The 13,641-nt window shown below is 52.8% G+C and carries 10 protein-coding genes; all 10 read right to left on the bottom strand.

Annotated features, from left to right (window positions below):
- The 10 genes from tssE to HV311_RS03785 all read right to left on the bottom strand — a co-directional run bounded on the left by tssE (nucleotide 1) and on the right by HV311_RS03785 (nucleotide 13,590).
- Nucleotides 1-453: a type VI secretion system baseplate subunit TssE gene (gene tssE, locus HV311_RS03830; RefSeq protein ID WP_181636686.1), complete on the bottom strand. Its 453-nt coding sequence runs from the start codon at nucleotides 451-453 to the stop codon at nucleotides 1-3.
- Nucleotides 453-998: a type VI secretion system lipoprotein TssJ gene (tssJ, locus tag HV311_RS03825; protein ID WP_181636289.1), complete on the bottom strand. Its 546-nt coding sequence runs from the start codon at nucleotides 996-998 to the stop codon at nucleotides 453-455. The genes tssE and tssJ overlap by 1 nt, the downstream gene beginning before the upstream one ends.
- Nucleotides 976-2,061, bottom strand: a complete 1,086-nt coding sequence (gene tssG, locus HV311_RS03820) for a type VI secretion system baseplate subunit TssG (protein WP_191220729.1) — start codon at nucleotides 2,059-2,061, stop codon at nucleotides 976-978. Before tssG ends, tssJ begins: the two co-directional genes overlap by 23 nt.
- Nucleotides 2,025-3,779 (bottom strand): type VI secretion system baseplate subunit TssF, encoded by a 1,755-nt coding sequence (gene tssF, locus HV311_RS03815; RefSeq protein WP_191220728.1) that lies wholly within the window; start codon nucleotides 3,777-3,779, stop codon nucleotides 2,025-2,027. Before tssF ends, tssG begins: the two co-directional genes overlap by 37 nt.
- 42 nt (nucleotides 3,780-3,821) lie before the next feature.
- Nucleotides 3,822-5,423, bottom strand: coding sequence for a type VI secretion system protein TssA (tssA, locus tag HV311_RS03810; RefSeq protein WP_181547388.1), 1,602 nt, complete (start codon nucleotides 5,421-5,423; stop codon nucleotides 3,822-3,824).
- Entirely contained in the window at nucleotides 5,423-8,827 is a 3,405-nt protein-coding gene (locus HV311_RS03805) for an ImcF-related family protein (protein WP_191220727.1), read from the bottom strand. The genes tssA and HV311_RS03805 overlap by 1 nt, the downstream gene beginning before the upstream one ends.
- 5 nt (nucleotides 8,828-8,832) lie before the next feature.
- Complete coding sequence (locus tag HV311_RS03800; protein WP_161623261.1) at nucleotides 8,833-10,263, bottom strand: hypothetical protein; 1,431 nt, start codon at nucleotides 10,261-10,263, stop codon at nucleotides 8,833-8,835.
- Nucleotides 10,263-10,526, bottom strand: coding sequence for a PAAR domain-containing protein (locus HV311_RS03795; protein WP_181636284.1), 264 nt, complete (start codon nucleotides 10,524-10,526; stop codon nucleotides 10,263-10,265). Before HV311_RS03795 ends, HV311_RS03800 begins: the two co-directional genes overlap by 1 nt.
- Nucleotides 10,527-10,616: 90 nt before the next feature.
- Entirely contained in the window at nucleotides 10,617-12,551 is a 1,935-nt protein-coding gene (locus HV311_RS03790) for a T6SS effector phospholipase Tle3 domain-containing protein (protein WP_191220726.1), read from the bottom strand.
- Nucleotides 12,541-13,590 carry a T6SS immunity protein Tli3 family protein gene (locus tag HV311_RS03785; RefSeq protein ID WP_191220725.1) on the bottom strand — a complete coding sequence of 350 codons (1,050 nt, stop codon included), beginning with the start codon at nucleotides 13,588-13,590 and terminating at the stop codon, nucleotides 12,541-12,543. The genes HV311_RS03790 and HV311_RS03785 overlap by 11 nt, the downstream gene beginning before the upstream one ends.
- Nucleotides 13,591-13,641 lie beyond the last annotated feature (51 nt).

The following is a 13,641-nucleotide window of genomic DNA, read 5'->3' as shown; positions in this document are numbered from 1 at the left end:
TCAGAACACTCCAGTCTCAAGCCAACCCTGCCTCTTGAGGTGCCGAATCAGAACCCGCCCCTCGGGCATAAACTCGGTTCCGTAACGCACGAGGCCAATCCCCTTAAGCTCAGCATCAATGGCATAGCGCAGTTCACCAGGAACGTGCTGCTCCAGCAGGACAACCGTTATTTTTTTCAGGCGAGGCTCATATTTGAGCAGAACAGCAGACAATGTCCCCATGAGCTCATGGGCCGTTCCCGGCATGCCCTGAAGGATTTTCGTCATATCGGGCAGGCCGTAGTCTGGCAGATGCGCCAGAGTGCCGGCACGGCAGTTGAGGATGCGTTGCATGTTATCCAGTACCGAGAGGATGACCTGATTTTCTTCACTGACCTGGTTGAGATTGAGACCACCGGTAAAATTTCCGGTCAGCATTTCATACAGCGAAGGCGTGTTATGTCCCTGGGGCATCATTCGTCCTTGAGCGGTTGCAGCGTCAGATGGTTGTTACCGGCTTCCAGAATGCGCGGCTTATCCGGCTCAAGTTCTTCGCGGCCTATCACCAGCTTCCAGGTGTTGTTGACCATATCCGGGTGACGGAACAGACCCACCACCGCCACAAACAGTGTATCGGCCTCCATCGGCATATTCAGGGTCGCATCACCGCCCGGCTTAACCACCACATCACGGCTTGCCAGCAGGTCAGCTTTCAGAATGGTCTCCCCGTCTATCAGCAACTGCTGGTAGACCGTTTTGTCGAAGGTTTTGCGGTCTTTCAGTTGGTAGATACGGATCACTACCGGTTCAGACAGCGAGTTACTCTCGCGCGAATCGGTGTTCAGCGCCTCACGCGCGGTGAAATCCAGGAGCAGCACCTTAATCTTTTTGTAGAACACTGCGTTAAAGGTCGATTTGGTGCCATCGGTGATGCCCTGCGCCACCCCGCAGCCCGTCAGACTGAATGCCAGTAGGGGTAACAGCCAGCGCGCTGTATTAGTTAAACTTGTACGTAACACGTCGGTTTCCTTGTTGTGGTGTCGCGGGCTGAAGTCCGGTGTAATAGCCCAGTTCGGTCGTAAAGGTCTGGGGGATATCGTCCGGGAGGTCTTCGTCTTCCGCGCCCAGCACGCCATTCATCCCAAGCCAGAAGGGGCCTTCGCCGAGCGGCGGAGCCGCCAGCAGTCGGGTTCGGGTGGTCAGGGTGATTTTTGCCCTGAAGCGCCAGCCGAGATAGACACGCAGCATCGCCAGAAAGTCCTGATACAGCAGGCCATCCGGCTTCCAGCCCTGTACTTCCTGTTCATTTTCCGTGGTGATAGCAACGAGCAGCTGGCTGTTGGCATCCATCGCTTCGTCGCCGAGCGGCGTGTTGCCATCCAGAAGAAAATCGTCATCACCGTAAAAGCCCAGTGGCTGGCTGACCTCCACCGGGCGCAGACAGTAGGGGCTGACCTTCACAGTGGTATCCGGGGCCAGCAGCGTCACCAGCGCCTGCATTCCCTCCTCGGTTTTACCGGGCTGTTGCAGTACGCCCAGCAGCGCAAGAAATCGGGATACCGGCGTGGCAATATGGTTTGCCGTACCGGGAATGCCCAACCCCACCAGGCCCAGCAACGACTGCGAGATGCTGTCAGTCCCGCCAGGCTCGAATGTGGCCGGGTAGGAATATTTTCGCCAGATACGATAAAACTGAGTCAGGATGCGGTGGCTGAAGATATCCAGAAAACCCTGTAATGCCTCATGCCCTTCCCGGCGCTGGGTGATGTCATCAAGGTACGCTGTGGGCAAAGGAGAATCGACACCATACATCCCCATAAAGGTCGTGCGGATGAGCGGTGGCCTGCGGTCATCATCCTCGTCATATTCGACAGCTTTCAGTTCACTTGCAGGGAAACCCATCCCCGGATGCGGCGCAAACCGCACCGGGTCATCTTCGGGGTGGCTGGTTGAGCCCATCAGCGGCCGGTCCGGATTCAGTTTCTCCAGCAACTGGCATAAACGGTAAAAGTTGATGCGGTGAAGGTCGGCTTCGAGCCGCGGGGTCAGCCGGGAATACGGCGATTGTGCTTCTCTTCCCATTCCAGGCGCTCTCCGGTTGGTTGCAGGATGATAATCAGGCGGTTAAACAAATAGATATCGGTATACAGCGCGAAGAAGCGACTGAGCATCTCACCAAACAGGCAGATATCGCCCCGCCCGGCAAAGCCGTGGCTGTCCAGCGCCACCTCAATCTGCACACCGCGTACCAGGTAGCCCTGCTCAAAGCGCTCGGTTTCGCTGTGCTTCACGTCAATGATGGCTTCCAGGCGGCGGCGGTTCATCTCGCTGTCGGTCCACTCGTACAGCGCCAGGGTACCGCGCAGCACATCGGCATTATCCATCATCGACAGGAATCCGCTGCCGAGGTGACTCAGCACGCGCCAGTGGAAACGGTCCTGCGCCGGCGGATAACAGGGCAGCGTCGGCGCGCACAGGTTACGTACGGCGATACTGGTCGAGGTGGTTTTCATCACCGTATCAAGCACCGTGCTCTGCAGTGCTCGTCGTGGCAGCTGGCCGTTGGTGCCGGTGAGCGTCAGCGACAGGCTTTCGTCTTCCGGTACGGTGTGGTTATCAAAGGCTTCACCACCAAGGATAAGCCAGGTGTTATGCAGGCCCGACGGGCCACGGCGCACGCGGGTGTGGTAGTAATATTCCGGCGCTTCATGACGCATCATTCCACCTTTGTGGCGGAAACTCGAAAACGGCACGTAGGTGTGCTGGCTCGATGACATTACCGAATCCACCGCGTATATCTCGGTATGGCCATCCTGCACGCGCATTGGGCGCAGCATGTATTCGGTCTGCAGGGAGTTGAGCGTCAGCGGGTCGGATTCCAGCGGGAACAGGTTAATCACCGGCACACAGTTCAGGCGCAAATGCTTTTCGGTAAAGCTGAAATCATGCTCCCAGCGCTCCGCCAGTACCACGTCGATTTCAAACCATGGGAGCTCAGCCGGAAAGGCCACGGTCTCCAGCCCATGCAGCCCCATGAACATGAATTTCTCACGGAAGGTGAAGTACTCCAGCAACAGCTGATAGCCGCTAAAGCTGCTGCTTCCCTTCGGCCACAGGTCATCGTCATCACCAAAGCCCAGCGCAGTGAAATATCCGTCGAGCGGTCTTCTGTCCATGCCTCCCGGCATCCGCAACCATAGGCGGGCCGTGTTCATGGTAAAAGCTTCATGCATGGCGCAGGCCAGCGGAGCGTCTGCATTGAAGTAGAACGGGAGCTGACTGAGATCGACACGACTCCAGTCGGCAAGATGGCTGCAATTAAAGCGCAGCGTGATGACCGAACGCCCGTCAGGGTCGGTGGACAGTCGGGCGTGCTCCAGCGACAACGGTTGAAGGGTAATCTCTTTGGTAGTGGTGTACCGGCAGCGCGTACCCTTCTCACCGATCGGTCGCGAGTTTACCTCGAAACCTTTGACGATACGCATCTGCTCTTTCATCTCACGCCAGTCAGGGGTGAACTCCACCACCGACATTGACGGAATGGTACGCAGGTAATGCGGCCACAGCAGGCTGACTAGCCCTTCGGTTAGTTCCGGTAGATCGTCATCAAGTTTCTCGCGCAAGCGGCCCATCAGGAAGGCAAAGCCTTCAAACAGGCGTTCCACATACGGGTCGCGCGCGCCCGCTTTATCGAGATTGAGCATTGCCGCCTGCTCCGGGTGAGCACGGGCAAACTCTTCGCCCGCTTCCAGCAGGTAGCGCATTTCAGCGTCGTAATAACGCAGGGTTAAATCGTCCATAAAAACCTGAATATGTGTGTTTTAAAGGTATGCCAAGTGGTGTTACCCGCAAAGCACTGCACTGCCTGCCGGATCGAGCGCAATCAGACCAGCCAGAAGCTGGTCCATCTCAGGCTGAAGCCGTGATTTATCGGTTTCACTGCGTGTAGCTTTCATACGCAGCAGTCTGAGGCGACGCGATTTCACTTCAAACAGCAGCGCCGGTGTCCACTGCGTGAGGGTGATGGACTGCGCAGCACCATCGAGCTCGCCCAGCAGATGCAGCGCCAGTTCATTCTTGCCCTTCTGCTCGGCTACACGGGCCATCAGCAGGCGCAGCAGCCATTTGTCTTTTGTGGAGTCGGAGCCCGGACGGGTCTGCAGCCAGTGTAGTGTGGCATCCAGACCGTCAGTGTCCGCTTTCTCCAACGCTTCCGGCTCAAGGGCCAGAATATCGTTGCCCGTCTCACTGACGGCACTGACCGGCTCATCGCGCCAGCCGGACATATCGTCCAGTACGCTCTGATTTATCCAGTTCAGCGTGACTTCATCGGCAAACGGCGTTCCGTCATTAAAGGCCAAGGTTTCAAGCCCGGTAAGGCGGCGCAGCAACCCTTTCAGGTCTGCAGTGATGATATCGGCCAGTACATCCTGCCCTGACTTTATCAGTGCCTGGTGGATATACCACTGCAAATCCAGCCAGAGGTGATTGGCACCGCGCGAGAAGGTATTGTCCGCCTGCTCCAGTATTTCCAGCCAGCTCTGCTGCAGATACAGGCGTTTGAGCATGGCCCGCTGGTCAGCACGCGGCGGTTCGATGCGCGTTTTCCCTTCGGCATCAGGTGCCGGAATAGCACTCAGCGTGTCATGACGCAGGCTTTTCATCAGCCGGTGTGCGGCGAGCCAGCCATCGGGCTGCTCACGCAGATATCCGGTCAGGGTACGGGCCTGGGCCAACAAATCTTGACCAGAGGTGATGCGGCTCAAAACCGGCGTGTCTGACTCGATGGTATGCATAGCGCTCTGTGACTGAGCCTTATTACCAGCGTTCTGCGGTACCACAGCATCCACGCCACCGGCCTTCATCAGGCGAGACTCCAGAGCACTGTATAGTGCATTGAGCTCTGGCCGTGACGCTTCTGGTTCTGGCTCCAGACTGTCGCGGATGAGCAGCAGCGCACCGGCAGTGCGCAGTGCATCATCGCGTACCACTTCCGGCCAGAGTGACAGGCTGTCCAGAACGCGGGAGCCTGCGAGCCACTCCAGCGCCGGTTTACGGCTCCGCTCACGCTGAGGATGAAGCTGCGTTCCATAGCGCTGTAGCAATCTGGCCAGCAGTTCAAGCCCTTCGGCAAAGCCGGTCTCCCCGTCCTGATGCAGACGCGCCCAGCAGTAGTAGGTGGCGATCCGGATATCTTTGGCTGTGGTGGTCAGCAGTTTTTCGGCAAGCGTGCAAATCAGGCCGGTATCGATGCCGGATAGTTTATTGACCTCCTCGCGGATACGCTGAAAATCATCGTCATAACCGGGGTCTTCTCCGGTCGGACTGGTGTCATTTACCGGAGCAAGCCAGGGCTGCCAGTTTTCCGTGCGTGCCTGCGCCTGTTGCCGCAACTGAGTTTCGTCAGCCTGACAGGCGGCAACCAGATTCTGCAGTGTGCTCATTATTCGCCCCCCTCCATGTCATTGTTTCTGGTGTTGGCCATCAGCGCCTGCGCGGTGGCCTCGCTGTCAACACTGAATATCTGATCCGGCAGCGTGAAACCACGCAGTTCCAGCAACGCCAGCGGACCTTTTCCGAGTTGTGAGCGCAGCACCCACTGCAGGGTGCGACCATCCGGGGCGGTAAAACTCATCATCCACTGACTGCGGTCAAGCTGCTGGCGCTTGCCCTGGTCCAGCCAGCGAATAAAGCCCCAGGTCCCACTGAAATCCCCGAACAGACGCGCACCGGCATTGACCGTGGTCCAGGTCAGCATCGTCCCCGGCTTGTAGGTATCTCCCGGCCAGCGGAAGCTTTGCCAGTCGGCCATCTGGTTGAAGTAGTGCAGCTTTTGTCCATCAATGGTCAACTGGGTTTCCACCACCTGCGGCACAGGACGCGCCTGCAGTTCAAAGCTGATGCCCTGGCTGCCATCTGTGAACAGAATGTCTGACAGTTGACTCAGTTGGTTAATGGCCCGCAGGAAGGCCGGGTTAAAGTTCAACCTCTGGCTGTTGACCTTATCCGGTACCCACTGACTACCCTCTTTGTGCAGCACACCGTTGAGCTCTGTCGTCAGGAAGCGCTCTATACGTCCGCTGTCCTTACGCACAAATTCAGCCAGCATCGGCAAAGAGGCATCACTTTTACTCACCGCAAACGGGAAGCGCCCGTCAAAGGCCGTGTGCCAGTTCGCCACCACGGCGCGGCTCCATTTATCATTCAGGCTCGCCGCCGACGGCTGCAGCACCGTTTCCCAGGCTTGAGTCAGTGGCAACACGAACATCGTGCTGCCAAAACTGCTCCACTCTTCGCCAAGGCTTGCCGAAATAAGGCTACCGTATTGCTGGGTGTCGGTCAGATCGACGCTCTTGCCCTTAAACACGGTCTGGGCGAGAGTCTGCATCATCTCCTGTGGATCAGAAGCGCTTGCCACCTGCTGCAGGCGCAGACGCACGCGGGTGATACGGGTCAGATAGGTCTGCAGGCTCAGCGAAGTGTCAGCCGACATGACGTTGCTGCCTTTGTTTTTACCCAGAAGCTGAAGCAGCGGACCAAAGGTTTCATCCAGCGGACCCTGCGGCCCTGACGCAGACTGGTCAATCACCGGTTTGTCTTTCCCGCCGACAAGATCCTTAGCCGATTTGATAATGGAATCCGAAAGTCCCTCGCTTTGCTGGCCGGTCTGCCCCTGCCAGGCGAGAGTATTCATCAGAGCAATCAGTGGCGACTGGCGCACATCACTCATCAGCGTCAACTGGTCAGTGACGTCTGCAATGTTGTTTGCCGGGTTAAGCCGCAGACTGTTGAGAAAATTCAGCCAGCTACCCGCAAAATCAGTGAAGTAACGTTGCGTCAGGCGCGCTTTCAGGGCTTCCGGCGACAGGTCTGAGGACACTGCTTTTCGGCTGTCGCTCAGCACCCAGTCAATTTCGTCACGACGGGAGTTAGCCGCTTTCTCTATCGCCTGCTGAATACCGCCCTCCCACGCCTGACGGGTAAACATGCCTGGTACCACTTCATCAGTGGTGAACAGGCGGCGGGCATCAGTACCGCTGGTCATGTCCTCCAGAGATACATCTGCAAAGTTACGGCGCACCGATTTGAGCATGTTTTCATACAGCGTACTTTCCGCGTTGCGACGCCCGATTTGCTGCAACAGCACCTGGCGGCTCTGGCTGACCAGTTGCGCATCCGGCGTGATTTTCCACTGTGGCTGTTTTGGGAGTGTGGCGATATAGAAGGCCCACAAATCCGGCGACAGGCTTTGCCACAGACCGGTAGAGATGCCCGTCCGCGCTGGCTGCACGGTTTTCAGGGTCTGCGCGTAGAATGCGCCGTCGGCTTTATCCGGCCGGGCCATCATCATCCACGCCTTCAATTGGTCATAACCGGGTTTAGCAAGCTGCGCACGCCGATCGCTGTTCGGCACAGAGTTGATCAGCGCGGTCAGTTTTTCCGTCAGAGCGGCATTGGCCGGATCGCGAATCAGGCGATTATTCGCGACACCGTACCACGGCAGCATCGCGCTCAGCAGATGTTGGCTATGATCAAGGCCAAAGCGCTGATACAAAGGTGAGCCATTCTGAATGTGATGCTGTAAACGACCCGCATCGTTACGCAGTTCATGCAGTGTCGTCAGCTGGTAATCCGATACGGAAGGATGTTCCACCAGGTTGCGTGCTTTTGTCGCGACAGAAGAGATTTGCCCGTAGTTCAGTGAAAACGAAAGCAGCGTCCCGCCCCCCCAGACCCCGATACTGATCATCAGTATCCAGGCAAGCGTTTGTTCCCACGCCATCCCGACACGGCGGCCACGTACACGGGGGCAGTCGTCAACGATACCCTGCCAGGTCGCTGGCAGAGTCAGCGCATGGCGCTGTGATTCCGGGACATAAGTCTCCGCATCGGTATAAGCAACTGCGTTTTCAGGCGACTGACTTCCCGACAGGCTGAACATCAGGCCACGCAGCGGAACGCGTTGCTGGGAGGCAGACAGCCATGGCACAAGTTGCTGAGCCCAGCGGGCGATACCGCCGTCTTTGAGGTGCTGGCCCAGGCGCAGCAGGAAGTCGTGACCGTTGTTCTCAGCGACCTGACTAATACCCTGTGCCCGCAATTCCGGCAGTATCCTTTCAAGCTGGCGGGTAATATCGTCTTCTTTTGCACGCAGCGGAAAGCGTGCCCCGACAGTCTGCTCAGGGCGTTTTGTCTGCGACCAGTTGCTGTCGCATAACTGCCATAGCCAGACCGGGGCAGAATAACGCAGCAGCTCGCTGATTTTTTCCAGCCCGCGTAAATCGTTGTCACTGACCTGTGGCGTCAGGTTAAAAGACTGAGGTATTACCCGGACAATCCCGTCCAGTGGGCGTCCACGGCGTAATTTGCGTAGTGCAGCGTATTTTTCTGTGTCGTGCTCTGCGGTCAGGCTGCCACCATAAATCAGCACCGTGCAGTTCCCTTCCAGCCATTGGCTTTCCTGCAGGCCGGGAACCAGCTGTTCGATAGCGGCTTCGTCGCCAGTGACCAGTAGCAGACGGACTTTATAACGCCAGAAGAACGAGTACCGTCTTCTGAGATGTTTGTTCAGTGCTGAAAAATCATTTTGATCCGACGTTCTTTCTTCTTTGTGATTATTTTCACCATCAGGCGTAACGGGAGAGGGATTTTGTTGCCTGGACCACGTAAAAAATACCAAGGTGCATAATGTGGCAGTCAGGATGATGAAACCAGCCATCACATACCAGAAATTATCGTCACCACTATCAGAGGGCAACTGCGTTGTCTGTGCAAAAATAAAGAGTATCAACAGCAGGACTGCCACGATGAGTAGCCCAGCCCCCAGTGGCTTTGAAATCTTTTTCATGCCGGTTATTCCTTTACGGAGTGTCGTGCAACCCTGATAAATTCCGGGCGCTGGAGACGAGCTGTAATTCGCCTCAGCAAAATAGCCAACCCGGGCAATATCACTATCAGTGACAGCAGAAGAAGAGTGATCCCTGACCAGGAGAATGCCGTTGAAGGGAAATAGCGGATCATGAGGCTGTACAGCCCGGCATTGAGCAGTAATGCCATCAGAACAGATCCTCCGGGGAAGGGTGGCTGAATAACGAAATGATCAGACCCGACTTCGGGGGCGTTGTTTCCGATCGTCACTGCCCAGGCATCTTCCTCGCCTTCGAGAAGTAGCCACTGACTGGCTGGGCCATAAGCAGCCATCTCAGCCGCAGCGCCAATCATTGCCCAGCCAGCAAGGCCGCCATACCAGACACATGCGGTGTCAAAGTCAATGACACCACCAGTTCCAATGCTATCGTACAGAGGAACCGGCAGATCATTCAGCACCCTATTCACTGACTGCCGTGGCGCATCTGACAGCCCACTGTGCCAGACAAGGTGTTTCTTGCTGGCAGGCGTGAGGGCCATATCCCGTAATTCACTGAGTTCCGTTGCAAGCGTACGGGTGTTGAGCGGCATCGCCCGGAAAATCCGTAACGCATTTTTTCCTTCACCCTGATTTAGCATCGACGGATGAATCATAAACAACGCGCTGGCAAATTCAGGTAGAACATCATCGGGAAGCCGATAGTGCATTGCCAGTACCAGTACGGGCCGCTTTGTTGACCCTACAAACTGATTCCAGTCACCAAAGGATGAATCTGCATCCTGAAAATGAACGTCGACATTCCAAGGTGTGGGACCTACTGACCAGATGCGATGGAATGACTGAGATTCACGATCTTTGTCGCTACCATTGGTCTGAACAATAATCTGGAGTGGGCCGGAAGGATATCGTCGCTGAATCGAAGGACTTATCTGAGCGATGAGATGACGAAGTAGCTGCTCAAAACGTGAAATGCCGGGCGTAATAGGGGCGTCCGACAACAACGTTAAAGGTGGCGGGTCCGCGCTATCCCCTGCCTGTGTATGTGCAAGACGAGACAACAGGTTCGTATTGGCAGTGATGAAAACATGGCTAAGAATGACGAGATGCTGATGCGCGCGTAAGCGCCATTTCAGACGCATACTCCGGCACCACTCATTCCAGTTCCAGACTCGAATTGCGAGCGTTTCCCACCAGAAACTATAGACAGCGATAGCTGCCGAAATGCCTGTAAATGTCCGGATAGTCAGTGGTAACCAGTACCCACTGCTCAACGAAGGCAACCCTGTCGTCGGTAATTTCAGCACAGCAACAATTAGGCCAATGAAAAGGCCTAATACGATAATCAAAAGACAGACCCAGGGCGACCAGGCCGTTGCCTGCGCTTTTTCAGGCACCTCCGGCAGAGACCATCCCATCAGCCAACCTCCATATCCTGCAAGCTTGCGATGACGCTTGCACCACACTGCGTTTTACAGCCATGTAGAACAATTCCACGCCCGTTTTCTTCATAGGCAGAAATATTGCACTCAATAATTTTATTTATGCCATGCTCAGGGCAGGTGACGGTATCATTTAAGAGTGCGGCATTTTTACCGGATATATCAAAACTGGATGAGGCTGATGTGACTTTACCACCATGTGTAGTGACATCCCCTAAAACAACTGCAAATTTCCCCACTTTCTATTCCTTTAATTATAATTAAACACCTGACTCCATAGTGCTTAATTTTAGAAAACTCACCGAGACTTAAAGTCAGCTTAAATATATTTATGCCTTATTTACAACTCTGTAAGCGGGTAACTTACGTTGCTCTGTATTAAACTCATCACCAACAGTATCCCGGCTAATTAAATCAGGCTCTGGCACTTTGTCAGGGATTCCACTAAAGAGATAGGGATCCTCCCCCTGTACCCAGTCCGCTTTTCGCCGTAAATCAGCCATAAATTCCTTATCCCAGGTTGCATCGCAATATCCAATCGGCAAATCATAAGCTACCACCTGCGACATGAAATCAGCACGCATTGGCAAAGTACTATGGTCCGTGGGCTGGGAAACGTAGGTTCTCAGGCGAGCATCTTTCTCTTCAAATGTTTCTTTGCGAGTCACGGGTACCAGTCGAGGCTCTGATTGTGTCCCCAAATTCTTAAAGCCAATCACAATATCCTGATTAGGATATAGATTGATGTAATTGTCATAGGTATTGTCTTTTTTTTGATTGTTCTTCGGGTTAATCTCACCCCATCCATCTTTTTGACTGGCATCATGTTCAGCTCCAACTCGGGACCCATCAAAATTAGCCAATGTGGCCGCTGATAATGGCTCAGGTACTTTTTCGGCATTAATAAAAACTGTTTGCCATTCTGGAGGATCCGGATAGGTGAAACTACTGCTTTGATACTGGTCGCCTTTATCATCCCAGAAAGGTTTTCCATCCGGCAATTTTGCAAAAGGCGTCACGGGATTTGGAGCTTCGCCACATGGAGCACTGCGAGCCAGCATCCGCTGAAATAAATTTCCCTGATGCTTTTTCAGCAGAGGATGAGGATGCCCCTGAGAATCATTGGGTAATCCCTGCCAGCCAATTGAGCGTAGCGGCCGTGATCCCATAACACGGTCATGAGGACAAAAGTAGATATAAGTGCGCCCGTGATTATCGCGTTCGGTAAGACTGGTACCATTTTCATCAGCAAGAGTGACATCAGGTCGCCAGTTTTTTTTATCTGCCGTTTGTCCGACACAAAGCCCTTCATAGCCCAGTGATGACAAATGATTTTTTCTTGAAGCCACCTTATCAATGATGGCAGATAACGTATTCTGCCGCCCTTCTGGCGAAATGCACTCATCTGCCGGAAGTGACGCGCCATTAAGATCGTTGTGATCCAGTGCATAGGGGGAGTTAAGTACAAATAATGCATCAGGTGCTTGTTCAGCAATTGCTACGGCAGCCATTGCGACCATGGTTCCCTGACTGTGAGAAACAATGGTCACCGTATCTTTGGGATATTTTTTACGAATACTGTCAACCAGGTCTGCAAGACGTTTGGCCGCATGGGCATAATATTTGCGCGGCGGGGCATTGGTTAACAGGCGGTCTTTATCTTCATTAAACCATTGTATCTTAATACCGGCAACGCTCTCTTTAAATCCTTTCTCACTCCATAAAGAGTGCAGATTATTTGTACCGTTCTGGAATGGCCCGCCGCCCCAGAAAAATGGACCCTGAGCCATAATATTTTCATGAGAAACACCTTGCATTTTCAACTGATGATAATCAACACCTTTCCTATTGGCTAACGGTATAACATATTGATCTTCATTACCTTTCGATGAAGAATATCCCCAGTAAAAACGAATAACTGGAGATTTTTGCTTCTTAGGTGCAGGCAGAACTCTTTCTATGAGAGGTTCAGCATCTATTTTATCATCAGAAAGATACTTATTGGTTTTCAGTTCGTATGATGTCCCGGTTAATCCAAGCCTCTTATTCAGACCTTCGCAAAGTTTATTCTCCGCAATTGAAAACCACTCACCTGTCGAATTGACGCCATGTACAAGTATAATTATACCTGGTAAGTGCGGCGGCAAATCACACCCGCCTCTGATCTGGCAATTTTTATGAGACGGGAATGAGCGCCAGGAGGGATGCCCATTATCATCAAACTTACATTCAAGTTCCCGGATGGGTTCAGAATTACTGTTCATTTTTCACCACCACCTTTTTCCCACTTGACACATTGGTATACGTGATGGTTTTAGCTTTAATGTTTTTATTACACTGATATTTACTATCTAAGCCCTGAGTTAAAAGAATTGGAAATTTAATCCTATTGCTATAAACCTCATCTTCAATCCTGATTTGAATATCTGACAGTTCATTTGCCATCAAATTACTTTCCTCATGAGTTTTCGGTGGTGTTAATGTTCTGATATAGTCGAATATATTAAACCTCGGTCCATACTCGTTTGCATAAGGAATTTTTTTTCTTATCAATTCTTCTTTTACTAACTCATCAACTTTTTTTTGCCAGTCGTCATAAACGCTTATTAAGCTTCCATCTGAAAATCTTAATTTATTCACTGAATGAAGATCGCGAAGACCTACAGGGTGAGAATATACACTCTCTATTTGAGACTCATCTCTTAAGTAAACCCCATCATTCGCCACTACCACTTTAAGCTTACTGAATCGCTCAGGGGTGTTGTACTCCTCAGCTATAATTTTATAGATAAAGGTTTTTCCATGATCTGCTGAAAAGAAGAAAAACACAGGACAACCTCTTTCTGACCTTCCGCTACCACAATACTGATCAGTGGATGCTCCAGGAAATGCGAGATACCCATTATCCGCTCCATTGACAATGCCTCCCTGATATGACGCCATGCTATTCCCAAGACGATATGAGAAATCATTGAAATCAATATCCCATCCCAGCAGGGTTTTTATTTCCCTTTCAGTATCATTGTAATAAACCTGCCCCCCCTTATCACACGCAATGTAGTTCTCCAGCGTCAGAAACCTGGTTTTATCTATGCGATAAATAATTTGAGTCGGCGCATCCGTTTCAACTTTTCGTGATTCTTCTACCTGTTGAGACCCGCTCATTCCTCCCAGACCGACCCCAAAACTGGCCCCCATTGATACACCAGCTAAAAACTGAAGTCCTTTATAAATGGCATACAGGAGCACACCAGTAATGGCTATAATTGTGAGTACTTTTCTGTCTGACTGATTCCATTTCATATTATTGCGCCTTAACCAGGGTAATGAGCATATTGTCGATAACATCAGATG

This window comes from Citrobacter sp. RHBSTW-00881 (assembly GCF_013728515.1).
Taxonomy (GTDB): Bacteria; Pseudomonadota; Gammaproteobacteria; order Enterobacterales; family Enterobacteriaceae; genus Citrobacter; species Citrobacter braakii.
The sequence above is the reverse complement of the archived record's forward strand: the minus strand, read 5'-3'. Positions and strand labels throughout refer to the sequence as shown.

What these genes read in the sequence shown, in the direction of transcription:
- HV311_RS03790 (WP_191220726.1), bottom strand. Translation starts at nt 12,551, where the DNA reads ATGAACAGTAATTCTGAACCCATCCGGGAACTTGAATGTAAGTTTGAT.
- tssG (WP_191220729.1), bottom strand. Translation starts at nt 2,061, where the DNA reads ATGGGAAGAGAAGCACAATCGCCGTATTCCCGGCTGACCCCGCGGCTC.
- HV311_RS03785 (WP_191220725.1), bottom strand. Translation starts at nt 13,590, where the DNA reads ATGAAATGGAATCAGTCAGACAGAAAAGTACTCACAATTATAGCCATT.
- HV311_RS03805 (WP_191220727.1), bottom strand. Translation starts at nt 8,827, where the DNA reads ATGAAAAAGATTTCAAAGCCACTGGGGGCTGGGCTACTCATCGTGGCA.
- tssE (WP_181636686.1), bottom strand. Translation starts at nt 453, where the DNA reads ATGCCCCAGGGACATAACACGCCTTCGCTGTATGAAATGCTGACCGGA.
- HV311_RS03800 (WP_161623261.1), bottom strand. Translation starts at nt 10,263, where the DNA reads ATGGGATGGTCTCTGCCGGAGGTGCCTGAAAAAGCGCAGGCAACGGCC.
- tssF (WP_191220728.1), bottom strand. Translation starts at nt 3,779, where the DNA reads ATGGACGATTTAACCCTGCGTTATTACGACGCTGAAATGCGCTACCTG.
- tssA (WP_181547388.1), bottom strand. Translation starts at nt 5,423, where the DNA reads ATGAGCACACTGCAGAATCTGGTTGCCGCCTGTCAGGCTGACGAAACT.